Raw genomic sequence first — 25,150 nt, forward strand, 5'->3', positions numbered from 1 at the left:
CAGCAAATAGTGTGTGACTGAAAACTGCAACTGAGACTAAAAACTAAAAATTACCTAGCCATTTAATTAAAGCCTCTTCAACACTTCCTTTCATAATTGGTTTAGAAATGTAATCGTCCATTCCGGCAGAAATACATTTGTTGCGTTCTTCTTTTTCTGCACCTGCGGTAACAGCAATTATTGGAACATCTCGTCCTTTTTTAGTATTTCTGATTGCCTTGGCAGTTTCATATCCATTCATAATCGGCATCTGAATATCCATAAAAATTATGGTTGGATTAATTTGTTCAAATTGCTGAATGGCTTCATAACCGTTTTCACATTCGAAAATAAAAGCGTTGTTGTAAAGATTTTTTATAATGGTCTTAAGAAGAAGCATGTTTACTTTGTTGTCTTCAACAATTAGAAAAGTAATATTGCTGCCGTTTGTTTCAATTTCATCAGAATCAAGATTGATATTTAAACTTTTAAGTTCTGCATTGTATTTGTCATTAATGCTTTGGTTGCTCGTTTTTAAATTAAGATCAAAGAAAAAAGTGCTTCCTTCATCAATTTTACTTTCTAGCTGTAAACGGCTTTCCATTAAAGCTAACAATTGATTGGATATGGTTAAACCAAGTCCAGTTCCTCCAAATTTTCTAGTCGTAGAGCTGTCTTCCTGAGAAAAGGCTTTGAAAATCTTCTGTTGATTTTTTTCCAAAATGCCAATGCCTGTATCAATTACAGCAAAGCGAATCACGCAGTTGTTGTTGTGTTTTTTTTCTAAAACGGAAACATTTAATTTGATGGAACCTTCAATTGTAAATTTAACCGCATTAGAAAGCAGATTAATCAAAATCTGTTTCAGGCGGACAATATCCGTCCAGATATATTTTGGAACTTCAGGATCAATATTCAATTCAAGTTCGAGATTCTTCTTATTGGATTCGTAGACAATTAAATCAAAGACTTGCCCTAAGATTTTTTTGAGATCATATAAATCAATAAAGAGCTCTAATTTTCCAGCTTCAATTTTTGAGAAATCTAAAATATCATTAATAATTTCAAGAAGAGAATGAGCCGATTGGTTAATTGTCGTCATATATTTTTCTTGAATTTCCTCTAAATCTGTTTTCATTAATAGATGTGTAAAACCAATAATTCCGTTTAGAGGAGTTCTAATTTCATGCGACATATTGGCTAAAAAGTCAGATTTTGATTTGTTTGCTGCTTCGGCCAATTGTTTGGCTTTTATAGCGTCTTCGATTTCTTTTTTGCTTGTAATATCAAAATAGATTCCGCCAACAAATTCAATTTCATCATCTCGCTTAATTACGTCTCCAAATTCTTCTATCCAAATATACTCGCCGCTCTTGCGCTTAATGCGGTATACATTATGCAAAGGCATTCCGTTTTGGAGATTATCGATTTGATTGTTAATTACTTCTTCTTTGTCTTCAGGATGAATTAACGATAGAAAAGACAAATTATTTTCAATAAATTCGGATTTTGAATATCCAGTAAGGTTTGAAACCTCGTCGTTTAAGAATATTTTGGTTGAGAAAGCATCAAATTTCGATAAATACACCGTTCCAGGAATGTTGTTGGCAATCAATTTGAATTTTTCTTCACTTTCGATAATTTTAGTTTCATTTCGGTTTCTTTCTAATGCAGACGAAATATTATTGGCCAAAACCTGAAAGATATTAATTTCGTCTTCAGACCATTTTCTTTCCGTCGTACAATCATCAAAACCAATGAAACCAGTAAAAATATCATTTATGTAAATTGGTAAAATTAAAATTGACTGAATTTCGTTATCGATCAGAAGCTTTTTGAAAAAACCGTCATTAAGATTTCGAGTTAGCGTATTTAGGATTTTTCTCTGTGATGCCGCATCATAAATCTCTCGCAGATTTTCTTCGGTCATGGAGCGCAATGGCGTAATCTGATGTATAACCCCTTCGCGAGACCATTTGTATTTTTGGCTTACAGTATTGTAAATGGCATCTTTTTCGTAGTAATACATATGATCTACTTTGGCTGCTTTTCCAATAATGTTGTAGGTTTCCTCAAACATCTGATGTGTGGTTTTGCTTAGCAGGAATTTTTCGGTACATAAAGAAAGTGCAGACAAAAGCTGGCTTTTAAGCTGTAATTTTCTTTCTGCTTCCAATCGCATTTGTGAAGAAATGGCAAGCGAAATTACATCTGAGATAGTTCTTGCATAATTAATGTCTTCATTATCCCATTCGCGTTTTTGTTCGGTGCTTTCAAAGCAGACTACTCCTGCCAATTGCCCTGTCAGGAAAATAGGCACATCCAACATCGATTTTATGTTGTTTTTTGTAAAGTAAAGTTTTTGAAATTCAGATGTTTCCAATTTATTGAATACATCTGGAGCGTTTATTATGGCTTTGCTGTTGAGTGTTTCAAAATAAATAGGATAGGACTCTTTGTTTAAAATGTTTTTATCGCTTAAGCTTTGATTGTCAAGGCTAAAAAGATTTTTACAGGTAATGAGATCATTATCATATTTCCAAAAACTTACACGATTGACATCGCTTATTGTGGCTGCTTCTTTTAGTATTAAATCAATAATTGTGTTTAGCTCATTGTATTTGCTAAAGTCCGTAGTCGATAATTTTTTGGTCGAATTATTGTACGCTTCAATTTTTTTAAGACGCCTTTTTTTCTCGTTTTCAATATTCTTTTTTTCAGTAATATCTCTTGCAATACCAGAAAAACCAGTCGTTAATCCTAAATCATTTTTACGTACGATGATCTTTTGCGAAATCCATATTTCTTCGCCATTTTTCTTCAGGACTGGAATTTCGATAATCGGATAATTATTTTCATTCAGCACTAAATTTTCATAAAAATCTACAGCACTAGTAATATAATGTTCGTGAATAAAATTGGAATAATGTTTTTTAATGATTTCATTTTCAGTGTAACCAAGAATCGAAAAACCAAATTCATTCATAAAAGTAAAATATCCTTCAGCATCAATTTCAAAAATAATATCGGTTGCCGTCTGAATTAGATTTTTGTATTGATCCTGTACGATAACCTGCTCTGTAACATCTTGCCCAATGCTGATGATTAAATCTTCTGAGAACTTTTTATCTTTCCATTGGATGTATTTGTATTCGCCAATTTTTGTTTTTAATTTTCTGATGTACAGCTTGTTTTCGTGGTTTTTAATGGGGTCTAATTTTTCTTCTGAATCTTCGGTTAGCTCCCAGAATTTTAATCCCATCACTTCATCAGGCAGATATCCTAAAATGGGAGTAATGGTTTCACTGCAAAAAAGAATTTCGCTTTTTTGATTTGAAGCTATAGTAAGCGAATTGCCCTTGTGAACTATTTCATTTGCAAACCTAAAATTGTCTCGATTGTTTAATAAAACAGCATATTTTACTTGATTTATAATGAAAATCAGAATGCAGAAATTAAGCAATAAAATGGAAGACTTTATTGGAATAAGATGAAATAATAGCGTGGCAAGCAAAAAGGCAAATGTTAAACCGACAAAAGACCAATAAATTTTTATAGGTTTAAGAATGTTGTACGAAAAGAAAAATGAAATCAGGAAAACAATTATAGGTACAACGTCATTTCGTAAAGTAACAATGTTATAGGCTACATAACTGATATAAATGAAAAAACAGGAAATAAAAATCTGCTGGATTTTGTCTCTCATCCATTTGATTTTATTTGTTATCATGTAAATAATCAGAACAAAAATACCAATCAGAACATTTACCACTAAAAGGCTTTTGGGTCTGATTTTGAAAATTTCATTGATGATTTCGATAACAATTACCGCGATACCAAAAAATAGAATATAAAGCTGGTATTCTTTGCTTACTGTTTCCTGCTCTTTCTTTTTTTCAATGAAATACCCAATTTTAGCTTTAATTTTAAAAAACTGGTAAACTAAGAGCGCAAGAAAGGCAATAAGCGATAATCCTAAAACAACAAGTTTGTGATTGTTGTAATAAATGATATCAGAATTAAACACATACCATCCGGTCATAATTGACTCAAAGGCACTTCCGCTGGCAGAAATTCCTGAGATAACCGAATTGAAAAAACTACAGTTTGCGACCATAGAATTTGGGGTATGTTGGTTAAGTAAATAGCGTTTTGAGAATTCTTAAAAAGAAGTGGTTAGGTTCTCTATAATTAAGAATTTTCTATTTTAATCTACATTGTATTTTCCGATTGAATCAATTGAATCTTCTTCTTCAGATTGTGTTCCAAAAATCGCAAAATAGGTTGCATATTGCATTGAACTGTTAAAAACTGCAGTAAATATTACTCCTACACAACATGCTACAAGCCCTACTAAAGCACCTAAAAAACCTATGATAAAAAAGGCAAATATGTTTAATGGATTTTTGGTAACTATAATAATGCTTGCTTTTAAGGATTCTATTCCTGTTAGATTTCCAAAGATAATTAGAGGGGTTGATAAATAAACGAAATAGGATATAATGTAGGGAATTGCAAATGCAATTAATTCTCCAAATGGAATATTTAAACTTCTAATTAAATTAGAAAGTAAGTTTCCTGTAATAGCGACGATAATAGCTGCGGTGAAAATCTGTGCAAAATATTTTCCTTTGTAGTAGCAGAACATCGTAGAGACATTAAATTCAATGTCTTTATCTGCAGAATCTGCCATTTTTAAAAATCCTGCACCAAAAGGAGCCATTAATGCTGCTAGTAAAGAAAATCCAACAGTTTGAACTAAAAGTTCGACAGCTGTAAAATTTTGATTTGTAAATTCCTTTAGATAATCTTGTTTTAGGCTTTCGATTCCAAAATAGGCGATCAATATCCCCACATATGCCATCACAATGATGATGGTTAAGACCAAAATGATAAGTCCCGAATAAAGAGCTATTTTTTTATAGTTTTCGAAAGCATGGTTGAAAACTGTAGAAAAATCAAGGGAAAAGCCATTTTTTTTAATGTCCTCAATTTGGTCAAGTGTAGATTTCATTTTTATGTAAAATTGTTTTATAGACTTGTAATATTTGAAAGGTATCTTGACGTAAATATAATATTTTTAATCAATTCCGTATAAAAATCTACAAAACATTCCGAAATGTTTTTAACTGATTTATAGCCAATCTAAAATACGTTTTATGGAAGCCAATTTATCTTTGTAAGGCGCGTAGCGCATAGGAAGATCGAGCCAATTTCCTTTTTTGACAATTGCTTTATGATGAGAGAATGTATCGAAGCTTCGTTTACCATGATAAGCGCCGATCCCGCTATGACCAACACCGCCAAAAGGCAGTCTGTTATTAGAAAAATGAACAACAGTATCGTTGATGCATCCGCCTCCAAAGGAGTATTTCGAAATTAATTTCTTTGTAAACGAATTATTTTCGCTAAAAATATAAAATGAAAGAGGTTTCTCATAACGGCTAACGATCTTATCAATGTCGCTTTCATTTTCGTAAACCAAAATAGGCAAAATAGGACCAAAAATTTCTTCTTTCATAACTGGGCTGTCCAAATCTGGTTCTTCAAGAAGTGTTGGTGAAATATAGAGTTTGTTGGCGTCACTTTCTCCTCCAAACAAAACATGCTCATCCTGAATCATACTGGTTAATCTGTACCAGTTTTTTGTGTTTATAATTCGAGCAAAGTCAGGAGATTTATCAATTTTCTTTCCGTAAGCTTTAATGATTTCTTCAATTAAATAAGAAATAAAATTGACCTTCATGTTTTTCTGAATCAGAATGTAATCGGGCGCAATGCAAGTCTGCCCAGCATTAATGAATTTTCCCCAGACTATTCGTTTTGCAGCTAGTTTTAAATTGGCAGTTTCATCAACAATGCAAGGATTTTTTCCTCCCAATTCGAGAGTCACGGGAGTTAAATTTTCTGCGGCAGCTTTCGCAACAATTTTTCCGACAGCAACACTTCCTGTAAAAAAGATATAATCCCAGCGTTGTGCCAGCAGTTTATTAGAAACTTCAACACCGCCTTCGTAAACTTCAACATGATTCACATGAAATGTTTTTTCTATAATTTTAGCAATTATTGCTGAGGTGTGTGGTGTAAGTTCCGATGGTTTTAAAACCACCCTGTTTCCTGCAGCAACTGCAGCAATAAGAGGGCATAAAGCAAGCTGAAAAGGATAATTCCAAGGAGCAATGATCAATACCTCTCCATATGGTTCTTTATAAATGTAATCGCTAGAAGGGAAGTTTAGAAGTGATGGAAAAACGCGTTCAGGTTTTGCCCATTTATTAATGTTTTTGATAACATCTTTCAGTTCTGAAATGACATAATTGGTTTCGGTCAAAACAGCCTCGAACTCTGGTTTTTTAAAGTCGTCGTATAAAGCTTTTACGATTAAATCTTCGCTTTTCTGAATATTATACAATAACTTTTTTAGAGTTTCCTTTCGATATCCGATGTTATTTTTATAATCCATTTTCCGATTAACTTGAATTTTCTCTCTGCAAGTTAATTTATAAAATTTAAAATTTTAACAAATAAATCATAAAAATCATACAGCGTTCCAAATAGGATCGTCTGGAGTAGGGGCGATAATGGTAATATTTTCTTTAGAAACAGGATGTACAAAAGTTAGTTTTCTGGCATGAAGATGAATTCCACCATCAGGATTGCTTCGGTCTGCGCCATATTTTAAGTCGCCTTTAATTGGAGATCCAATGGCGCTAAGTTGTGCACGAATCTGATGATGACGACCTGTATGCAAATTGATTTCCAGCGCCGTATAATTTTGAAGTTCTTTAATTATAGTATAATCTAAACTAGCTAATTTGCTGTCAGGAACTTCTTTTAAATGCGCTTTTGAAGTGTTGTTTTTTTCATTTCTTTTTAAATAATGAACCAATTTTGCTGAGGCTTCGCGAGGTTTATTCTTTACAACCGCCCAATATGTTTTTTTAGTCTCACGATTGCTAAACAATTCATTCATTCGAGACAAAGCTTTGCTAGTTCTAGCAAAAACCACAATTCCGGTTGTAGGACGGTCCAAACGATGAATTACACCCAAGAAAACATCTCCAGGTTTGTTGTATTTTTCTTTAATATATTCCCTCACAACATCAGACAAAGGTTTGTCGCCCGTTTTATCGCCTTGCACAATATCGCCTACACGCTTATTAACCACAATGATGTGATTGTCTTCATGTAAAATTTGGAGATTGTTTTTGTTAGAAACAACTTTCATATTAGACTTGCTTAGATTTTTAGACATACTTAGACTTCTTAGATTTTGACTGATTCTTTTGATTTTACAATAATGTCGCTCTAAATCGAGATGTCATTTTAGTGATCTCTTCCAATAAATTAATTAATTCAGTTGTTCTTTCTTCATTTATAAATCCTAAATCAGATGAAATTAAAAGTTGTGTTTCAACTTCATAGGCTGATCCGATAGCAATTTCTAAAAAACGAGCAAAATCTTTATTTGAATTTCTTGAAGAACCCTCTGCAATATTTGAAGGGATTGATACAGAAGCTCTTCTTAATTGATTAATTATTCCAAATTTTTCTTCACTCGGAAATGTGGCTGTCACAGAATAAATTTTAGAACAAAATAATCTGCTTTTTTTCCAAATCAAAAGCTCTTTAAATTGATGCATGGCTTATAATTAGTTGATAGTTTTTAATAAGGGCTTAAGATTTCAAAAGAATAGACTTCTTAAAGTTTACGCAATTAAATAAATTTCAGCGCAAGATCTAAGAAGTCTAAGTATGTCTAAAAATCTAACTCAGTCTGATTTTAGTATTGTTCACTAGCATTCGGAAAATCACTAGACTTAACATCTGCAGCATATTGGCTGATTGCTTTTGTCATTTCTTCGTAAAGATTTAAGTAACGACGCAAGAAACGTGGACTGAATTCATTATTCATTCCTAACATATCGTGAATTACCAAAACTTGACCGTCAACACCGCCTCCAGCACCAATCCCGATAACAGGAATAGAAATACTGTCTGCTACTTTTTTAGCAAGAGCTGCTGGGATTTTTTCCAAAACGACAGCAAAACATCCTACTTTTTCAAGCATTTGAGCATCTTCAATTAATTTCTCAGCTTCTTCTTCTTCTTTAGCGCGAACCGTATAAGTCCCGAATTTATAGATAGATTGAGGAGTTAATCCCAAATGTCCCATAACTGGAATTCCGGCATTTAATATTTTTTTGATAGACTCTTTAATTTCTTTTCCGCCTTCCAATTTCACAGCATGCGCACCACTTTCTTTCATGATTCTGATAGAAGAACGTAAAGCTTCTTTTGAATCTGACTGATAACTTCCGAAAGGCAAGTCAACTACAACCAAACCTCTTTCTACAGCGCGAACTACAGAAGAAGCATGGTAAATCATCTGATCTAAAGTAATAGGCAGAGTAGTTTCGTGACCAGCCATTACGTTTGATGCCGAATCACCAACTAAAATTACGTCGACACCAGCGGTATCAACAATTTTCGCCATTGTATAATCATACGCAGTCAGCATAGAGATTTTTTCTCCATTGCTTTTCATTTCAATTAATGACTTTGTTGTGATTCTTTTATAATCTTTTTTTGCTACTGACATTTTATTGTTTTTTGATAATGTAAAAGTATTGAATAATTGTAAAATGGGAATCAGCAATAATAGAATATTTCGACAGAAAATAGTTTCCAGTCTTTAAATTCTAATCGGAATTGACTGTCTTCCATTATGATACTGTAAATATGTGGCGATTTTAGAGAAGCCTCAATATAAGTCCCATATTTTTCAATGAAAGCTTTTTCAGACAGCGTATGATCTAAAATAGCGTTTTGATTTATAATAAATTTGTTGTTTTCGTTGATAAAAACTTTAATGATTTCTCCTTGATTTTGTTTTTCATCAACAGAAACTTCCAGATCTGGATAGTAATAAAATAAATCACTCAAATAAATGCCGCATTCATCTGAAATTCGAGCTTTTTTGGGTGGATTTCCCATCGTTTTAATCAAATCTGCCAGCGAAATGTTAACCGACTTTGTTTTAAAGCCTTTTAAAGAATAATGGGATTTTTGAGAAAAGGCAATAATCTGCTCAGATAATTTATGATTCGCCAGTCCTTTGGCTAAAGCCATATTTAATTCAGTTTCGGTAAGTAATTTAGGGTCGTTTAGCTGTTTTACAACTTCATAATATCGCTGATATGCAGGAATTAATTTATCATAATCGCTGTTCCAAGCGAGCTCTACAATTCTTTCGCTAGCAGTTTTTCGGTCATTAAGAGCGCTCACATCCAACTTATCGAAATCTTTTACTAAAGCATCAAAGTTTGGTCTAGGGCCAAGAAATTTTCTCAGCGTATATTTAGAATATTCTTCGTTAAAACTTCCGCTGATATTTACCCATTCATCAGGATTTACAGGAAGATAGTTTACTGCAACAGGATCTCCTGTAAATAAAATTTCTCTGATTTTTGAAGTTTTATCGGGCAAGGCTCTTGCTTTTAGTCCAGCAGCAAGAACAAAAAGATGATTGCCTCCGTAGTAAGCATCACCACCTTCGAGAATAGGGTTTTTAGGATCTTTAATTTTTACATCTTTCGCATTCAGACTTTTGGCTATATATTTTTCTTGCACATAACCTTCGTTTAAATTATCAGCTTGTATTCTGTACCAGCCATTCTGATTTTCAGATAATAAGCGAACTTCAGCTCCGTATTTAAAATACCCTAAAAAATCGACAGATGCATTCGGAGAAATAAATAATCTTGTATCAGAATTTAAAAAATAACGTTCTTGCGAATGAAGTAAAATAGAACAGAAAAAGAGTAAAAGGTAAAGTTTTTTCATGTAAATGGTTGGTTTTTTCTGCCACGAATTACACGAATTTACACCAATTTTTTTTGAGTAATTGAGTAAAATTTAATTCGTGCTAATTTGTGTAATTTGTGGCAAACCTTAAAAAGTTAACAATCAGCCATGTTTACGGCTACTGCAAGACCTCCTTCAGAAGTTTCTTTGTATTTTGAGTTCATATCTTTTGCTGTTTCCCACATCGTGTTGATCACTTTGTCTAATGGAACTTTAGCATTTTTAGAATCGGTTTCTAAAGCTAGCTCAGCAGCATTTATCGCTTTAACAGCGCCCATTGTATTTCTTTCGATGCAAGGAATCTGAACCAAACCGCCTATAGGATCGCAAGTTAAGCCCAAATGATGTTCCATTGCAATTTCAGCAGCCATAAGAACTTGAGCAGGAGTTCCACCCATCAATTCGCACAAAGCTCCCGCTGCCATTGCAGAAGAAACGCCAATTTCAGCTTGGCATCCGCCCATTGCAGCAGAAATAGTAGATCCTTTCTTAAAGATACTTCCGATTTCGCCCGCAACCATCAAAAATTGTTTGATTTCTTTTTCTCCAGCACTATGGTTTTCGATCACCATATAATACATTAAAACGGCAGGAATTACTCCAGAACTTCCATTTGTAGGCGCCGTAACAACACGTCCAAGAGAAGCGTTTACTTCATTCACGGCAAGTGCAAAACAGCTTACCCATTTTAGAATCTGGCGAAATTTAACCTCAGTTTTTCTAATTTCTTCCAGCCAGCTTTGCGGGTCGGTATAATTAGACAATCCTATTAGGTTTTGGTGCATGTCAAAAGCTCTTCTTCGTACGTGAAGTCCGCCAGGAAGAATACCTTCAGAGTGGCAGCCAATGTACATGCATTCCAGCATTGTATTCCAGATACGCATTAATTCAGAATGCACTTCTGCTTCTGGACGCATCGAAATTTCATTTTGATATACAATTTCAGAAATTGATTTATTTTCAGTAATCGTATAATTCAACAATTCAGCTGCGTTTTGAATCGGGTAAGGAAATGCACATTTTATAGCTTTTTTTTCTTTAGCATTGGTACGTTCTTCTTTTACAACAAATCCACCTCCGATAGAATAAAAAGTAGATTCATATTCAGAATCGTCAGATTTGTAAGCCGTAAATTTCAAACCATTGGCATGAAACGGAAGAAAATCTTTGTTGAAAACAATGTCTTGAAGAAAAAAGAACGGAATCACTTTTTGGTTGCCCAAATTGATTTCGTTTGTAGTTTCGATTTTTTTAATAATTCCCGCAATATCTTCAACAGGAATATATTCAGGATCTTGTCCGCTCAATCCGAGCATTACAGCAAGATCTGTTGCGTGGCCTTTTCCAGTTAAAGAAAGAGAGCCATATAAGTCGACTTTTACTCTTGTAATGTCGTCTAAAATTGCTTCGTCTTTGAGCTCTTCAAGAAAACGTTCGGCAGCGCGCCAAGGACCTAAAGTATGTGAGCTTGAAGGGCCAACGCCAATTTTAAGCATATCAAAAACAGAGATACATTCTTCCATTGTTCAATTTTTGTTAAGACAAAGATAATCGAATAATGCAATGATGATTAATTTTTGATTGTTAATCTTGCGTATTTGTTAAAAAAAATATTAAAATTTAATAATTCGGCAACGAAATAAATTTAAAACCTTAATATGCGCTTTAAGTAAAAAGTTCACTATTTTTAGGTATTTTTGTAAAAGAACGAGTGCTAAGAAATACTCGATTCTTCAATATTAATACTTCATGGATTTTGTTTGAATTCTGAAAATGTCTTTTTACAAATTATAATGCCACAAGAAGATAAAGTTACCATATGATAGAATTTTTCAGACATCTATTACAAGAATTCGAATTACCTTTAAGCAACCCCGTATTGATTTTTTCGTTAATACTTTTTATTATTCTGCTTTCGCCGATTTTGCTTAAAAAGATTAATATTCCGGGAATTATTGGACTAATTATTTCTGGAGTTATTATCGGTCCGCACGGTTTAAATATCTTGGCGAAAAACTCTGCAGTTGATCTTTTTTCAACAATTGGACTTCTGTACATTATGTTTATCGCAGGATTAGAATTGGATATGAATGAGTTTAAAGCCAATCGAAACAAGAGTTTGCTTTTTGGTTTTTTTACCTTCATTCTGCCGCTTTCAATTGGTTTTCCAGTTTGTTTTTATTTGCTTCAATACGATTTCAATGCCAGTTTTTTAACTGCGAGCATGTTTGCGACACATACTTTGGTTGCGTATCCGATTGTGAGTAAACTGGGAATTGCCAAAAATCAAGCAGTTGCCATTACTGTTGGAGGAACAATTTTGACCGATACAGCTGTTTTGATTATTTTGGCCGTAATTATGGGAAGTGCTCAAGGAAGCTTAAATCAGGCTTTCTGGATCAAATTGACTATATCGTTAGCTATTTTTTCTGCCATAATGTTTTTGCTTATTCCAAGAATTGCTAAATGGTTTTTCAAAAAATTAGAGAGTGAAAAACATGCGCATTACATCTTTGTGCTTTCTGTGGTTTTCTTTGCAGCCTTTTTGGCCGAAGTAGCGGGAGTAGAGCCTATCATTGGCGCGTTCGTTGCTGGTTTGGCATTAAATCCTTTAATTCCGCATTCTTCGGCATTAATGAATAGAATTGAGTTTATTGGAAATTCATTATTCATTCCGTTTTTTCTGATTTCAGTAGGAATGTTAGTTGATGTCAGCGTTATTTTAAGCGGACCAACAGCTTTAATCGTAGCCGGAACTTTGAGTGTTGTGGCAATATTTGGAAAATGGATTGCAGCATTTTTTACTCAAATTGTTTTTAAATATACCAGAACCGAAAGACAGCTTATTTTTGGGTTGAGCAGTGCGCACGCGGCAGCAACTTTAGCCGTGATTTTGGTGGGTTATAAAGCTAAAATTTTAGATGAAAATATCTTAAACGGAACCATTATTCTAATCCTGATTACTTGTATTGTGGCTTCGTTTGCAACTGAAAAAGCCGCTAAGAAAATTGCAATCTGCGAAGAAGAGTTTTCTCATGAAGATGCTGGTAGGGATCAAATTTTAGACGAACATATTCTGATTCCGCTGGCGAAAACTTCTGCCGCGGCAAGTTTATTGGATTTTGCTCTTTTGATAAAAGATAAAAAATCATCTAACCCCATTACTTTATTGACGATTGTACCGAATAATAATCAGGCAGAAAAAAATATTTTAAAGTACAGAAAAGCGGCCGATAAATTTGTTATTCAAGGTTCAGCTTCAGAAGTTAAAATCAATACCATTGCCAGAATTGACCACAATCCAGCGAGTGGAATTGCCAGAACTTCAAAAGAAATTATGTCCGATATTGTAATTGTCGGATGGCCGAGAAAAACAGGATTTATCGATAAAATTTTTGGAGAAAATGTAGATTCAATCATCAATAATGTTGATAAGAGTCTGTTTATCTGTAGATTTCAGAAGAATTTTATCGAAGAAAAAAGATTGGTTTTTATTTGTCCGCCATTTTCTGAAAGAGGTGTCGGGTTTCACTTACTGCTTCAGAAAATATGCCGTTTATCACAGGAATTGAGTATTCCGATTGTGCTTTATGCTGAATATAAAACTCACGAAACCATTCAGCAGATTGCTAATAATTTGAAATTAAATGCCAAATTAGGATTTAAAAATGTTTCTGATTGGGAAGATTTTGAAAGTATTTCAGACGAAATAAAACTAACCGATTTAGTAGTTTTTAATCTTTCTAGAAAAGGTTCTGTTTCATATCAGTCTATTTTTGATAAACTGCCACAGAAATTTGAAAAATATTTCAACGATAACAATGTGATTTTAGTTTATCCGCAAGACGATAGAAAAGAAAGTTCAATGGATGCTTATGAAGATTTTACATCATCGCCTTTAGCAAAAGGAATCGAAGCCATAGAACAGATCGGGCGAGGTATTGGAAGTATTTTGAAGAAAGGATAACTCATTTATAGTTTTATGACAGAAGAATTAGCAGAGATTTTTAGGAAGTATGTTTTTCCAAAACGGGATGAAAATTCTTTAGTAGCAATTGAAGATATTCAGGAGCATTTAAAATTTGATCTTCCAGAAGACTATGTTTATTATGTTGAGAATTACTTGGGAATAGATCAGTTTATTGGAGTTGAGTTTATAAAACTTTGGAGTCTAGAAGAAATTATCGATGCAAATTTAGAGTATCATATTTTTGAAAAACTGCCCCAAACACTCGCCATTGGCACAAATGGAAGCGGCGAGTTTATAGGAATTGAATTTGATGATGATAATTCTGTAAAAATCATTCTTTCTCCTTTTATTGATTTGAATGCTAAATATCACGTCGAAATTGGAAAATCATTTACAGATTTTCTTGTTCGACTAGATAAGGGAATTGAATGGTTTCAAGATTAAAAATAAATGCTATGAATCACAAAATAAAATCTATCAGACCTTTTATTGGAGCTAAGAATTTCGAAATCTCAAGAAGCTTTTACCGCGATTTAGGATTTGAAGAAACAGTTTTAGAATCTAATTTTTCAGTTTTTAAATCTGGAGAAATCGCTTTTTATCTTCAAGATTATTACGATAAAAGCTGGATTGAAAACACTATGATTTTTGTAGAAGTTGATGATGTTGAGCGTTATTATCAAGAACTTTTGGTTCTAAATCTTCCTGAAAAATACGAAGGAGCAAAATTAACTCCGATAAAATATTTAGATTGGGGAAGCGAATGTTTTCTGCACGATCCAGCTGGAGTTTTATGGCATTTTGGGAAGTTTAAATAGGCAATATTTTTTGCCACGAATTGCACGAATTTCCACCAATTAGTATTCAAAATTATAGAGTAGATAAATTCGCGTAAATTTGTGAAATTAGTGGCAAGCAAAAAAAAAATCATCTCAATCCAAAATCACCCAAAACACGCGTTGAGCTTTTTCTTTGATACCAGTCATTATAAACCAATTCTAAATTTTTGACCTCAAACTCTCCGAAATCATAATCACGGAATTTTTCTGCAATTTCAATCAGCTTTTTCGGATTTTGAAGTTTTTCTTGAAAACGCATTACTGTCGAATGTGCGGTAGAAATCTCATATCGGCTATCTATCGATTGCTGTAATCCTGAATTTTTGAAATTCTCTCGAAGCCTGTTTCGTAAATTATTTAAAGTTTCGTCACTAGGAAACCCCTGAATCATAATTGCCGATGGAGAAGCGGTTATGCCTTTGTAATGGATTCTGATTTTATCCACTTCAACAAGACTTCTGCAGATGATTTCAATATATTCGTTGGGAGAAATCTGATTCAAACTAAAGTTTTCTGAACAAGAAATAATAGACATAACCGTAATATGGATATCTGAATCTGGATAAAAATACTGTTCTGGTTCAGCTTTTTTTAATTCGTTGATAAAAGTCTGAATGTTGGCTTTAATTTCATCATTTGGACGAATAAGAAGCGTAATTCCAAAACGGGAATCCGATTCGTTTTTAAGTTCAGAATCAATAGAGTATTTTCCTGCCGAAATGATTTCAGAAGATGTTTTATAAAGCTGATTGTAATGTTCGGTTAAATTCATTTCTGTAGGTTATTCTGCTTCAAAAATAGATTTTAAAAGTTTTTGTAAATCATGTTTATTGTTTTCTCCGGCACCTTTCCATTTCCCAATAATAATACCATTTTTATCAATAAGAACTTTGTGAGGAATTCCGCTAACGAAATAATCGGTATCTATAGAACTGTTATTTTCTAAAATTGAAATGTGTTTCCAAGATTCGATTTTATCTTTTGCAATGGCCTTTTTCCAAGCATCTGATTTTTCATCTTTTGTAATGCTAATAATTTCAAGACCTACTGAATTATATTTTTTGTACAACTCTCTAATATACGGTAATTCTTCGCGGCAAGGAGCGCACCAGCTCGCCCAGAAGTCAATTAAAACATATTGCTTGTTTTTAAAATCGGCAAGTGAAATGGCTTTATTATCAATATCTTTCAAATTAAAGTAGGGAGCAGGACTTCCAACTTTACTTTGTTTAAAATATTTTAGTTTCTCGGACATTTCTTGCCCTTTTTCAGAATTCCTTATTTCTGGCGTAAAATTTTCAAAAACTTTTACGAAAGTGTCGTAAAAATTCATTCCAATAAAGCGACTAACATGAATTCGTATAAGTTGTAAAGCATGGTATGAATTAGGATGATTTTTAGCAAAAACAAAATCAAGTTTTAATTCTTCAATATCATTTTGATCTTTTGCATTTTCCAATTCATCTAAGCGAAGCTCTAATTTATTTTTGATTGTGGAGTCCTTTTCAATTTCAATTTTTGAATAAAGACCTTTTTGTAGTGTTACGATCGAATCGCGAACTTTTTTTGTGGGCTTGTGAAGTTCTAAGATTTCTTTTTCAATTGCAGCTTCATCTTGAGCAAAACCCAAACAGCTTATAAAAAAGGTAAATAGTAAAAAAAGAAGGTTTATTTTTTTCATTAAATAAGGCTTTGTAAAGGATAAGAAAATGGAATCTAATAATTATTTCTTTTTTGCTTTTTCAAGATTTTCTTTTACCCTAAACTTAACGATTTCAGCAATCAAATCATAAGGTATTGGATCTTTCAGAGGAAACTGTACAGAACCTTTTCCTGATTTATATTTTGAAAGTTTTTCAGCAAAAGCTTCATGTCCAGAAGGCAACGCATAAAGTCCGATATGGTTTTTAAAAGCCGCAAAATAAACGACAATTCCGTTCTGCTCAAAAGCCGGCATCGAATAGCTGATTTTCTCTTTGGCATCTGGAGCTGCTTTCTGGATTATCATTCGAACTTTTTCCAAAATCTCTTGAACATCATTCGGAAATCCGCCAATGTATTCGTCTATATTTTCAGGTTTTTTAACTTCCATTTTCTTTTTGTTTTGAAGTTTCAAGTTTCAGGTTTCAAGTTGCCTTTCTTTGCAGTTGTATCTTTACCGCAAAGTGCGCTAAGTTTTTTTAATACGAAGACTAAACAAAATCTATATTTTAAGTTCGCAAAGCATAATCTATAAAAAACTTTGTCTAGACAAAGCTTTGTGAAATTTTTCATTTTAAATGACTCTCAAAAAAACTTAGTGTTCTTTGCGTAAATCTTTGCGTGCTTTGCGGTAAAAAAAGACTTTGCGGTTAAATTTTCATCAAGCAAGTCCTTTCGGAAAACGATCTAAGACTAAATTCAAACGTAAATTATGTTCCAAATAAGCTTTGGCTCCAGCCAAAACCAAAGTAAAACCCTCAGTTGAATTGCGAACTTGATCGATTATTTTGTCTGAATCTCCTTGAAAACCCGAATTGGTAATACTCACAAAAGTTTCGCTTTCGTTCAACGGATTAAAAACCCATTCGACCAATGTAATTTCGTCAGGATTTCCCCATTCGATCACAATTTTTTTATTTTCTTGAATGACAAGTGTCGTAACAGAAAGAGAGAAACCATACATTTCCCAAGTCCATTCGGTTTTTTGGTTTTCTTCTAATTTTCCTGATCCTTTTGTAAACCAAAATTTACTTGTGATCTGCGGATCAATAAAAGCCTGAAAAACATCTGAAACAGGTTTTCTAATCAGCATTTCAGCCTTTGCATATTTGTTGTTTTCTGTTTTCATGGTTGATGAGTAAGATGTGTAAGTTAAAAATGAGTTTTTTGGGACTTCTAAATTAAGAAAGAAATTCCGAAAAAGGGAATAAAAAAAATCCATACAAGTTTTTTCCTTGTATGAATTTTATGGTTTTGAGTTTAAAGTATTATTCTCGTATTGTCGTTTTATCGTATAAAGCTATTGCTGCAATTTCGTCTTTTCGTTTAAAGCTTACACCACTGTGCTGTTGCATGTACCTAATAAGTTCCTATGCAGCTTTTACCATTTGTGGCGTACCGCCAATACGGTCATGAAAACTAATAGACATTTGGCGGCGTTGAGTTTCGCTTTCAGCATATAATTGGTCAAACTCCATTTTAACCTGTTGTAAGAACTGATCTGCTGAAAAGTTTTTCCTTCTATTAAAACAATATCATTGCATCGAAGAGTATAGGGAACAACGGCAAAATCCTTGTTTTTTACCTGAATAATGAAGGGTTCGTCTCGACTGAGATCGTCAATATGGTATTTGAAACCAAGTTCCTGTAAAATATCGAGAGTATTTTGTCCTCTTCGAAGCCAATTTGCATTGTAACCGATAGGAGTAAAACCAGTAACTTTTTTGATTGCGTCAACGCCATCTTTTATGAATTTTTTTTCTTCTTCATATGGCATGGTATATTGTGTGCTCCAGTTCATTCCGTGCGCTGCGGCTTCATGACCTCTCTGAACAATTTCTTTTGCCAGTTCAGGATTTTTTAAAACGGCAGTTCCAACCATGTGCGAAGTTACTTTTACCCCTAATTTATCCCAATTGTCCAGCATGCGTGGATACCTTCTTTATACCCGTAATCGTACCAAGTTGCAGCAGGAAGATCAATATAGCCTTTTTGTATATTTTGAGGAAAAGGACTTTCTGCATTTTGTGGCTGTCCTCCGGCTTCAAACTGCATGGAAATTGAAACGACTAATCTTGAACCATCTGCCCATTTCGCTTTTTGAGTAGAGAACAGCGGAGCATTTTTTGGAACACTAGAAATAGCTTCGATTGGATTTATCAGGCCAGCGATTCCTATTACACTGGTTTGTTTTATGAAATTTCTTCTTGAACTCATGATGTTTATTTTTTAATTAAAGTATCAATTGCCCAGCTGTTGTAATCTGCAAAATGTAATAACAAAGCAAATAATGAAATGTGAATCAATTGTGAGGGAATAGCCTCCCAGTTTTCAATCATTGACGTTCCAAATAGCAGAGCCAGCATTACTAAGGATCCAGCAATTAAAGATGGTTTTGTAAATAAACCGAGCAATAGTAAAAAACCAATCGCAAATTCGGCTATAGGAAGCAGGTAGCTGAATGGTGTTACAATTGTTTTTGGCAGCATAGAATTTTCAAAACTGCCGACCATCCAATTGCTGAAAGCGGTAAGTTTTGGCAATCTGACTAAACCATGACCAAACATGCTGATCGCAACAGCAAGTCGTAAGAATAAGAATGAGGTTGTTTCCATAATGATGTAATTTTTATACGACAAAGTTGCATATAACAGATTGTTGAAATTTGTACAATCATTGGAATAATTTGTATTTTTGAAAGATGGAAATTAGAAATTTATACCAACCTTTTGAACTTAAGTTTTTAGAAGTTTTAGAATATGAAGCAAAAGAACGCAAGAATACTTTCTTTGAGATGGTTTTTGTTTTGGAAGGAAAAGGAACTCAGATCATCAACGATCACAGATTACCTTACAGCTCAGACAAACTTTTTTTAATTTTTCCTCAGGATACGCACAGTTTTGAGGTTATGGAGAAAACGAAATTTTTCTTTATACGATTTCATGATAGTTATTTAAAGACACAAAGTAGTGAAGGAATTCAAAAACTTGAATTTATTTTTCATAACCACAATCACCTGCCGGGATGCATTCTGAAAACAGTAACTGATAAACCTTTGATTAGAGCAATGATTGAAGCGCTAATTATGGAAAAAGAAAATCAGTTTCCACAGCAGCAAGAAGTTATTAAACAGATTTTAAATACGATTATTACCGTCGCTGCTAGAAATATTTCGCTTATTGCACCTTTAAATCTAAATCAGTCTAACATTGTCCCAAGTTTGGATTTATTAAATTATGTTCATCAGAATATTTATCAGCCAGAACAGTTGAAAGCATCCAACATGGCTGCTGCCTTTAATATTTCGCCAACCTATATCAGCGAATATTTTAAAACCAAAACGGGACAAAGTATTCAGGAATACACTATTACTTACAAAATCAAGCTAATAGAAACTAGATTAAAATATACAAACATGCAGATTAATGAGATTGTATATGAGTTTGGTTTTAGCGATGCCAGTCACCTGAATCGATTGTTTAAAAAACATACGGGTTTAAATCCAAGTGATTATAAAAAGCAGTTTAAAAGTGTATAGGTAATAATTCTATTAAACGTTCTTTTTATCAATCCATTTTCCAACAGTTGGTGCAACATAATTTTTCATTTGGTTGAGCAAATCATCAATATTATCACTAACCAAAAGCATTTCTCGATTTACTTCTTTCAGCAATCCTTTTTCTGTCATGGTTTGCAGTAAAGTTATCAAAGCATCATAAAAACCGTTTACGTTCAAAATGGCAATTGGTTTTTTATGCAAGCCTAATTGCGCCCAAGTCAGCATTTCGAAAAGTTCTTCCAGTGTTCCAAAACCACCAGGAAGCGCAATTACACCATCACACAGATCATTCATTTTGGTTTTTCTTTCGTGCATGCTTTCTACCAAAATTAATTCGGTCAAGCCTAAATGAGCAATTTCTTTAGATCGCAAAAAGTTTGGCAGCACGCCAATCACTTTTCCGCCTGCATGTAAAGCGCCGTCAGCAACCGCGCCCATCAAACCTACATTTGCACCGCCGTAAACTAACTCTATATTTTGTTCAGCTAAAGTTTTTCCAACTAAAGCAGCTTGTTCTTCGTAAATTTTTTCTGTACCAAAACTAGAGGCACAGAAAACGGTTATTCTTTTCATTTTTTCATTTTTTAAGAAGGGAAAGATGAAAGAAGCAAGACGATATATTAAATTCAATATCTTTTCTCTTGCCTCTTTCTTCTTTTATTTATTCTTTTTTCTTCAACTCATATTCAAAATAAGGCACTTCTGCACCATTAACAATAAATGTAAGTTCATTGATTTTTTCTGCTCCAAGTTTCAGAACGGCTTTTTGAGAACGGAAGTTTTCAGCTCCAACATGAAAAAGTACTGAATCAACATGCTGGAAAGCGTAATCCATCATTAATTTTTTGTTTGATTTATTATATGGACCGCCCCAATATTTTCTCGTAATAAAAGTGTAACCAATTCCAACGCTCGATCTTTCGGGATTATAGTCGTAAAAACTACTTGTCCCCATTATTTCATTAGTTTGTTTATCAAGAATCAAGAACGGATTTTTTGTAATTATAATATCAAAAAAAGTTTTAAAACCTTCTCTGGTATATCTATCTTTTGCAGGATTCTGTTCCCAAATCAAAGGATCGGAAGCCGCTTCAAATAAGGCATCAAAATGTTTTTCTTCTAACGGAATTAATTTTGAGATTTCGTTTTCAAGGAAATCGGGTTGAAAATTGAAGTTTGATATTTCCATTTTTTAATATTTTTTGGATTGGTTAATTTTGATTCCATTTAGTTTCTCGTTTTCAATCTTGGTCGATTCACTAGCGCCCTCAGCAAGACAGAATAAAATCTGCTCTAATCTGCAAAATCTGCGTGAAAGAAAAACTTAAATCTGTTTAATCTGCACACAGGAAACATTTTGCATTTTAATTTGTTTGCCTACTTTTTTAAGTAATCCGGTTTCTTGATTTCTTTTAAAAACAATAATATTCCCAGTTAGAACATTCGAAGCAATTAAAAATTTTCCGCTTTCGTCAATGGCAAAAATACGCGGATGCTTCCCTAAAGTTGACTGATAACCAATGTTTTTCAAGAACCCTTTTTCATCAATAGAGAAAATGGCAATATTGTTTTCTTTGCCGCGATTTGTTGCATAAAGAAATTTACCGTCAGGAGAAATGTGGATGTCAGAACTTTCAAAACCTTCTTTTATTTTTTCTGGATGTGTGGCAATGCGCTGAATTTTGTTTAAAATGCCATTTTCATAATTGTAAACGCTTATCTGTCCGGCCATTTCTTCAATGCAATATCCCCATTTTTGATTGGGATGAAAGGTAAAATGTCTTGGTCCAGCTTCTAAATCGGTTTTTGTAAATGGATTTTTAGTTTCCACTAAAGGCTTTTTCTGATTTTCATCAAAAGCATAACATCGAATTTTATCGGCACCTAAATCGGGCAAAAACAAATAATCGCACTTTGGAGAAAATACTGCTGAGTGTACGTGAGATCTAGTTTGTCTATCTTTATTTACGCTTCCATCCATATATTGAAAATTCTGTGCAATCGAATCGATTTTACCGTTTTCCAGAAGTGGATATACCGAAACGCTGCCTTCTGTATAATTGGCGTTAGCTAGCCATTTTCCGTTTTTATGAACGCTGACATATACGGGATTTTCGCCGCCGCTTCTTTGGCTGTTTAAAAAAGTTAAAGTTTTCGCTGTAGTATTAAATTCAAAACTGCTCACGCTTCCTGCATTTGGAGTTTTGGTATCTGTACAGGCATAAATATATTTTCCGTTTGGAGAAATCGTCAAATAAGACGGATTCACAATATTTTTAACCGAAGTAAATTTGGTTAGTTTTCCACTCAATGTGTCCAATTGGTAAACCTGAATTGCTTCTGCCGATTTATCACGATTATAAGAGCCTAAAAAGACATAGGTATTTTGAGAAAAAATGTTGGTTGTTACGAGAAATAAAAGTGCTAAAAAAAATATTTTGCTTTTCACGGTTTTTAAGTTTGTTTCGAGTTTCAGGTTTCAAGTTTTGCCTACATTGTCAGGCTGAGCGAAGTCGAAGCCCTAGTATTAATTGGAACGCCCTTCGACTTCGCTCAGGGTGACTATTGGATAGATTTAGAACTCACAATTCATAACTCATAATTATTTAACCCCTTTCCACCATTGTTTAAATTCCTGTTTGTCATTTTTTAATTCAACTGTTTCGCCAATCATTGGTGTAATTAATGAAATCGGATTTTCTGATAAGCCATTTAATTCAGTTACTTTATTTAAAGGTTCATCCCAAGAATGTAGCGATAGAGCAAATTTTGAAGAATGTACTGGAAATACTCGCTTTGCTTTCAAGTCTTTCATGGCTTTTATGACATCTTCTGGCATATTGTGAATGTATTTCCATTTTTCATTGTATTGGCCATTATCAAGTAATACAATATCAAAAGGGCCGTGTTTTTCTCCGATTTCTGCAAAATGAGAATCGTAACCGCTGTCGCCACCCAAATACATTTTAAAATCTTTAGTTTCTAAAACAAAAGAAGTCCACAGTGTGTTACATCTTTTAAAACCTCTGCCAGAAAAATGTCTTGATGGTGCGGTATGAATCGTAATGTTTTTATCTAATTGAATGGTGCTGTACCAATCTTTTTCTATGATATTTTCTGTTGGAAAACCCCAAAATTCGAAATGTGAACCAACTCCAAGAGCAGTAATGATTTTTTTTGTTTTAGGTTTTAATTTTAAAATTGTATCGTAATCCAAATGATCGTAATGATCGTGCGTAATCAATAAATAATCAATTTCTGGAAGATCATCGACCGTATAAATATCAGATCCTTTAAACGATTTTGTTGTACCAGGAATAGGAGAGGCGTTTCCGCTGAAAACGGGATCAATTAAAAAACGTTTTCCTTCCAGCTGAATAAAATAGGAAGAATGCCCAAACCAAACTAAAATATCCTGATCTAAAGAAAGTTCCAATAAATTGGTTTTTATAGACGGAATCAAATCTTTCGGAGTTTTTCCTTCTACTTTTTTAAAGAAAAATTCAAACAAAACTCCTGCCATGCTTGCTCCTTCGGCTAAATCTGGTGTAAAACTCTGATTTTCGAATTTACCGTTTTTATATTGCGGAGAATTTTGAATTTGAATGAGTCTTTCGCCAGAAGGCGCTTTTCCGAATTTTGGATGGTTTAAAAATCGGTAAAGAACAAGAGCTATTAGTACTAATAGAATTAAAAATGTAATCATTTATTTTGAAGGATATAATTTTTGGGTATGTGCTATAGAAAGTAAAACTATTTCTTTTAAGATTTCGATGTTGATATCGGCCAATTTTTTAATGTAAATACAAGCTTTAGAAGAAGTATGTTTTCCAAGTTGAGATAAAAGCGCTTCTCTTTTTTCTTCTGGCAGATAAAAATAAATGGTCATTGCAGCTTTTCTTGGCGAAAAACCCGCAAGTGGCGCATCTCCTTCATGTCCGCTTTCATACTTGTAATGATAACTTCCGAAACCAATAATGGTAGGTCCCCACATTTTAGGTTCAAATCCTGTTATTTCCTGCATTATTTTTAGAAGTTCAAAAGCATAGTTTCTTTTGACATCATTTTCAACAGCGTTAATAAAATCAGTAACGCTATTTTGAGTTTCTGTGGTTTTATTTTTTGCCATTAACTTGCTTTTTCTTTAATAAATCGCTTTTTAAAAGCATGTTTTTGATTTTAAATTCAGAAGCATAAAACAAATTAGAATCTTCAGGCATCTGATTTTCCATTACAATCAAACTCACATCACTTTCTGGGAAATACAAATTTACAGAAGAAAAACCATCTCCTAAACCTGTGTGGCCAAGATATTTAACTTGTTCTTTTTCTACAACTCTAATCCCGTAGCCATAACCGTCTTTTTCTTTGCCGAAGAAATTGTGCTGGGATAGAATGGTATTTTTAGTCAATAGCTGATAAGATTCTGGTTTCAGAATTTTTCCTTTATGAAGATTATTGTTCCAAATCGCAAGATCTGAAACGGTTGAAATAATGCCATCTGCTCCAAGACTTTCGTCAGTAATTTGTCTGGTTGTAATAGGCTCCAGCTGATTTTTTGCATTAAAATAACCAGTAGCAAGATTTTGAGTTTTATCTGGAGAATAGCAAAAAGTCTGATTCATTTTTAATTTCTTAAAAAGCGATTCGGCAACCTCTCTATAACTTTTTTTAGAGCTTAATGCTACAATTTTGGCAACCAAATTGAAACTTAGATTTCCATATTTAAATTGCGTTCCAGGTTTAAAAGCCAATGGTTTTTGTAAATCGACAATTCCGTGTGAATGGTTTAAAAGCTGATGGACCGTAACAGAATCTGCCCAAGTTTGCGTGAGTTCTGGCAAATACTTTTTAATTGGAGCATTTAAATCGATTTTTCCTTTTTCAACTTCCAATAAAAGCAAGGTCGCAGCAATTAATTTGCTGTTTGACATAATTTCAAACTGAGTGTCCATTAGTAAAGGCTTTTTTGTCTCGAAGTTTGAAAGACCTACAACTTTGGAATACAATGTTTTTCCGTTTTGTGAAATTAAAATCGCACCATTAAATTTAGGATTAGAGTTTTGAAGTATACTATCAATACTTTTTTTATAATCCTCTTTTTTTTGAGCTGATGAATTGAAAGAAGAAGTGAAGATTAAAACAAATAATAAGGAGATTTTGGTGATGAAGTTCATTTGTTTTTAATGGTGAATTGTTAATTATAAATGGTGAAATGTAGTGAATGCGTTTAGT

Annotated in this window: 25 protein-coding genes; 4 read left to right on the forward strand and 21 right to left on the reverse strand. The window is 33.4% G+C overall.

Features of this window, described 5'->3' with window-relative positions; genetic code table 11:
- Positions 1-43 precede the first annotated feature (43 nt).
- The 8 genes from GR162_RS11310 to GR162_RS11345 all read right to left on the reverse strand — a co-directional run bounded on the left by GR162_RS11310 (position 44) and on the right by GR162_RS11345 (position 11,369).
- Positions 44-4,096, reverse strand: coding sequence for a PAS domain S-box protein (locus GR162_RS11310; protein WP_160782235.1), 4,053 nt, complete (start codon positions 4,094-4,096; stop codon positions 44-46).
- Between the two features lie 90 nt (positions 4,097-4,186).
- The gene (locus GR162_RS11315) at positions 4,187-4,993 is read right to left on the reverse strand and encodes a hypothetical protein (protein WP_160782236.1); all 807 of its coding nucleotides are present in this window, start codon (positions 4,991-4,993) and stop codon (positions 4,187-4,189) included.
- A gap of 120 nt (positions 4,994-5,113) precedes the next feature.
- A complete protein-coding gene (locus tag GR162_RS11320; RefSeq protein ID WP_160782237.1) occupies positions 5,114-6,442 on the reverse strand; it encodes an aldehyde dehydrogenase in 1,329 nt (442 codons plus the stop codon).
- Between the two features lie 75 nt (positions 6,443-6,517).
- Positions 6,518-7,207 carry an RluA family pseudouridine synthase gene (locus GR162_RS11325; RefSeq protein ID WP_160782325.1) on the reverse strand — a complete coding sequence of 230 codons (690 nt, stop codon included), beginning with the start codon at positions 7,205-7,207 and terminating at the stop codon, positions 6,518-6,520.
- 64 nt (positions 7,208-7,271) lie between these two features.
- Positions 7,272-7,622 (reverse strand): four helix bundle protein, encoded by a 351-nt coding sequence (locus GR162_RS11330; protein ID WP_160782238.1) that lies wholly within the window; start codon positions 7,620-7,622, stop codon positions 7,272-7,274.
- Positions 7,623-7,762: 140 nt separating this feature from the next.
- A complete protein-coding gene (gene panB / locus GR162_RS11335) occupies positions 7,763-8,581 on the reverse strand; it encodes a 3-methyl-2-oxobutanoate hydroxymethyltransferase (RefSeq protein ID WP_066033997.1) in 819 nt (272 codons plus the stop codon).
- Between the two features lie 50 nt (positions 8,582-8,631).
- Positions 8,632-9,825: an SH3 domain-containing protein gene (locus GR162_RS11340; protein ID WP_160782239.1), complete on the reverse strand. Its 1,194-nt coding sequence runs from the start codon at positions 9,823-9,825 to the stop codon at positions 8,632-8,634.
- A gap of 116 nt (positions 9,826-9,941) precedes the next feature.
- Positions 9,942-11,369, reverse strand: a complete 1,428-nt coding sequence (locus GR162_RS11345) for an L-serine ammonia-lyase (RefSeq protein WP_160782240.1) — start codon at positions 11,367-11,369, stop codon at positions 9,942-9,944.
- Positions 11,370-11,665: 296 nt separating this feature from the next.
- On the opposite strand from GR162_RS11345, the gene GR162_RS11350 reads away from it, so the two are divergent.
- The 3 genes from GR162_RS11350 to GR162_RS11360 are packed head-to-tail and all read left to right on the forward strand — an operon-like array spanning position 11,666 to position 14,634.
- Positions 11,666-13,813 (forward strand): cation:proton antiporter, encoded by a 2,148-nt coding sequence (locus GR162_RS11350; RefSeq protein ID WP_008468587.1) that lies wholly within the window; start codon positions 11,666-11,668, stop codon positions 13,811-13,813.
- A 15-nt stretch (positions 13,814-13,828) separates the two neighbouring features.
- Complete coding sequence (locus GR162_RS11355; RefSeq protein WP_160782241.1) at positions 13,829-14,260, forward strand: SMI1/KNR4 family protein; 432 nt, start codon at positions 13,829-13,831, stop codon at positions 14,258-14,260.
- 11 nt (positions 14,261-14,271) lie between these two features.
- Positions 14,272-14,634 carry a glyoxalase gene (locus tag GR162_RS11360; RefSeq protein ID WP_160782242.1) on the forward strand — a complete coding sequence of 121 codons (363 nt, stop codon included), beginning with the start codon at positions 14,272-14,274 and terminating at the stop codon, positions 14,632-14,634.
- A gap of 109 nt (positions 14,635-14,743) precedes the next feature.
- Here the strand turns inward: GR162_RS11360 and GR162_RS11365 are convergent, their stop codons facing one another.
- The 7 genes from GR162_RS11365 to GR162_RS11390 all read right to left on the reverse strand — a co-directional run bounded on the left by GR162_RS11365 (position 14,744) and on the right by GR162_RS11390 (position 18,971).
- Positions 14,744-15,427, reverse strand: a complete 684-nt coding sequence (locus tag GR162_RS11365; RefSeq protein WP_160782243.1) for a 2'-5' RNA ligase family protein — start codon at positions 15,425-15,427, stop codon at positions 14,744-14,746.
- Positions 15,428-15,436: 9 nt separating this feature from the next.
- The gene (locus GR162_RS11370; RefSeq protein ID WP_160782244.1) at positions 15,437-16,336 is read right to left on the reverse strand and encodes a TlpA disulfide reductase family protein; all 900 of its coding nucleotides are present in this window, start codon (positions 16,334-16,336) and stop codon (positions 15,437-15,439) included.
- A gap of 42 nt (positions 16,337-16,378) precedes the next feature.
- Positions 16,379-16,747, reverse strand: a complete 369-nt coding sequence (locus GR162_RS11375; RefSeq protein WP_160782245.1) for an iron chaperone — start codon at positions 16,745-16,747, stop codon at positions 16,379-16,381.
- Between the two features lie 270 nt (positions 16,748-17,017).
- Positions 17,018-17,485, reverse strand: coding sequence for an SRPBCC family protein (locus GR162_RS11380; protein WP_160782246.1), 468 nt, complete (start codon positions 17,483-17,485; stop codon positions 17,018-17,020).
- A gap of 252 nt (positions 17,486-17,737) precedes the next feature.
- Complete coding sequence (locus GR162_RS22280) at positions 17,738-18,283, reverse strand: polysaccharide deacetylase family protein (RefSeq protein ID WP_237421353.1); 546 nt, start codon at positions 18,281-18,283, stop codon at positions 17,738-17,740.
- A complete protein-coding gene (locus GR162_RS22285) occupies positions 18,259-18,573 on the reverse strand; it encodes a hypothetical protein (RefSeq protein ID WP_237421354.1) in 315 nt (104 codons plus the stop codon). The genes GR162_RS22280 and GR162_RS22285 overlap by 25 nt, the downstream gene beginning before the upstream one ends.
- 5 nt (positions 18,574-18,578) lie before the next feature.
- A complete protein-coding gene (locus tag GR162_RS11390) occupies positions 18,579-18,971 on the reverse strand; it encodes a DoxX family membrane protein (protein ID WP_160782247.1) in 393 nt (130 codons plus the stop codon).
- 86 nt (positions 18,972-19,057) lie between these two features.
- Between GR162_RS11390 and GR162_RS11395 the strand changes: the two genes are divergently transcribed.
- Entirely contained in the window at positions 19,058-19,894 is an 837-nt protein-coding gene (locus GR162_RS11395; protein ID WP_160782248.1) for an AraC family transcriptional regulator, read from the forward strand.
- A gap of 12 nt (positions 19,895-19,906) precedes the next feature.
- Here the strand turns inward: GR162_RS11395 and GR162_RS11400 are convergent, their stop codons facing one another.
- From GR162_RS11400 to GR162_RS11425, 6 genes are all read right to left on the reverse strand, one after another.
- Positions 19,907-20,488: a TIGR00730 family Rossman fold protein gene (locus GR162_RS11400; protein WP_160782249.1), complete on the reverse strand. Its 582-nt coding sequence runs from the start codon at positions 20,486-20,488 to the stop codon at positions 19,907-19,909.
- An 88-nt stretch (positions 20,489-20,576) separates the two neighbouring features.
- Positions 20,577-21,104 carry a GNAT family N-acetyltransferase gene (locus tag GR162_RS11405; protein WP_160782250.1) on the reverse strand — a complete coding sequence of 176 codons (528 nt, stop codon included), beginning with the start codon at positions 21,102-21,104 and terminating at the stop codon, positions 20,577-20,579.
- A 135-nt stretch (positions 21,105-21,239) separates the two neighbouring features.
- On the reverse strand, positions 21,240-22,364 hold the full coding sequence (locus GR162_RS11410) for a lactonase family protein (RefSeq protein WP_160782251.1): 1,125 nt from the start codon (positions 22,362-22,364) through the stop codon (positions 21,240-21,242).
- Positions 22,365-22,517: 153 nt separating this feature from the next.
- On the reverse strand, positions 22,518-23,621 hold the full coding sequence (locus GR162_RS11415) for an MBL fold metallo-hydrolase (RefSeq protein ID WP_160782252.1): 1,104 nt from the start codon (positions 23,619-23,621) through the stop codon (positions 22,518-22,520).
- On the reverse strand, positions 23,622-24,044 hold the full coding sequence (locus tag GR162_RS11420; RefSeq protein WP_160782253.1) for a DUF1801 domain-containing protein: 423 nt from the start codon (positions 24,042-24,044) through the stop codon (positions 23,622-23,624). It abuts the gene before it with no gap.
- Positions 24,031-25,092 carry a serine hydrolase gene (locus tag GR162_RS11425; RefSeq protein ID WP_160782254.1) on the reverse strand — a complete coding sequence of 354 codons (1,062 nt, stop codon included), beginning with the start codon at positions 25,090-25,092 and terminating at the stop codon, positions 24,031-24,033. Before GR162_RS11425 ends, GR162_RS11420 begins: the two co-directional genes overlap by 14 nt.
- Between the last annotated feature and the right edge of the window lie 58 nt (positions 25,093-25,150).

The sequence above is a fragment of the Flavobacterium sp. HBTb2-11-1 genome (genome assembly GCF_009826975.1).
Taxonomy (GTDB): Bacteria; Bacteroidota; Bacteroidia; order Flavobacteriales; family Flavobacteriaceae; genus Flavobacterium.

Excerpts from the sequence above, each read along its gene's own strand:
- GR162_RS11370 (WP_160782244.1), bottom strand. The coding sequence starts at position 16,336 with ATGAAAAAAATAAACCTTCTTTTTTTACTATTTACCTTTTTTATAAGC.
- GR162_RS11425 (WP_160782254.1), bottom strand. The coding sequence starts at position 25,092 with ATGAACTTCATCACCAAAATCTCCTTATTATTTGTTTTAATCTTCACT.
- GR162_RS11360 (WP_160782242.1), top strand. The coding sequence starts at position 14,272 with ATGAATCACAAAATAAAATCTATCAGACCTTTTATTGGAGCTAAGAAT.
- GR162_RS11350 (WP_008468587.1), top strand. The coding sequence starts at position 11,666 with ATGATAGAATTTTTCAGACATCTATTACAAGAATTCGAATTACCTTTA.
- panB (WP_066033997.1), bottom strand. The coding sequence starts at position 8,581 with ATGTCAGTAGCAAAAAAAGATTATAAAAGAATCACAACAAAGTCATTA.
- GR162_RS11415 (WP_160782252.1), bottom strand. The coding sequence starts at position 23,621 with ATGATTACATTTTTAATTCTATTAGTACTAATAGCTCTTGTTCTTTAC.
- GR162_RS11395 (WP_160782248.1), top strand. The coding sequence starts at position 19,058 with ATGGAAATTAGAAATTTATACCAACCTTTTGAACTTAAGTTTTTAGAA.
- GR162_RS11420 (WP_160782253.1), bottom strand. The coding sequence starts at position 24,044 with ATGGCAAAAAATAAAACCACAGAAACTCAAAATAGCGTTACTGATTTT.
- GR162_RS11340 (WP_160782239.1), bottom strand. The coding sequence starts at position 9,825 with ATGAAAAAACTTTACCTTTTACTCTTTTTCTGTTCTATTTTACTTCAT.
- GR162_RS11365 (WP_160782243.1), bottom strand. The coding sequence starts at position 15,427 with ATGAATTTAACCGAACATTACAATCAGCTTTATAAAACATCTTCTGAA.
- GR162_RS22280 (WP_237421353.1), bottom strand. The coding sequence starts at position 18,283 with ATGCTGGACAATTGGGATAAATTAGGGGTAAAAGTAACTTCGCACATG.
- GR162_RS11390 (WP_160782247.1), bottom strand. The coding sequence starts at position 18,971 with ATGGAAACAACCTCATTCTTATTCTTACGACTTGCTGTTGCGATCAGC.
- GR162_RS11325 (WP_160782325.1), bottom strand. The coding sequence starts at position 7,207 with ATGAAAGTTGTTTCTAACAAAAACAATCTCCAAATTTTACATGAAGAC.
- GR162_RS11405 (WP_160782250.1), bottom strand. The coding sequence starts at position 21,104 with ATGGAAATATCAAACTTCAATTTTCAACCCGATTTCCTTGAAAACGAA.
- GR162_RS11400 (WP_160782249.1), bottom strand. The coding sequence starts at position 20,488 with ATGAAAAGAATAACCGTTTTCTGTGCCTCTAGTTTTGGTACAGAAAAA.
- GR162_RS11355 (WP_160782241.1), top strand. The coding sequence starts at position 13,829 with ATGACAGAAGAATTAGCAGAGATTTTTAGGAAGTATGTTTTTCCAAAA.
- GR162_RS11310 (WP_160782235.1), bottom strand. The coding sequence starts at position 4,096 with ATGGTCGCAAACTGTAGTTTTTTCAATTCGGTTATCTCAGGAATTTCT.
- GR162_RS11375 (WP_160782245.1), bottom strand. The coding sequence starts at position 16,747 with ATGGAAGTTAAAAAACCTGAAAATATAGACGAATACATTGGCGGATTT.
- GR162_RS22285 (WP_237421354.1), bottom strand. The coding sequence starts at position 18,573 with ATGAGTTCAAGAAGAAATTTCATAAAACAAACCAGTGTAATAGGAATC.
- GR162_RS11380 (WP_160782246.1), bottom strand. The coding sequence starts at position 17,485 with ATGAAAACAGAAAACAACAAATATGCAAAGGCTGAAATGCTGATTAGA.
- GR162_RS11320 (WP_160782237.1), bottom strand. The coding sequence starts at position 6,442 with ATGGATTATAAAAATAACATCGGATATCGAAAGGAAACTCTAAAAAAG.
- GR162_RS11330 (WP_160782238.1), bottom strand. The coding sequence starts at position 7,622 with ATGCATCAATTTAAAGAGCTTTTGATTTGGAAAAAAAGCAGATTATTT.
- GR162_RS11315 (WP_160782236.1), bottom strand. The coding sequence starts at position 4,993 with ATGAAATCTACACTTGACCAAATTGAGGACATTAAAAAAAATGGCTTT.
- GR162_RS11345 (WP_160782240.1), bottom strand. The coding sequence starts at position 11,369 with ATGGAAGAATGTATCTCTGTTTTTGATATGCTTAAAATTGGCGTTGGC.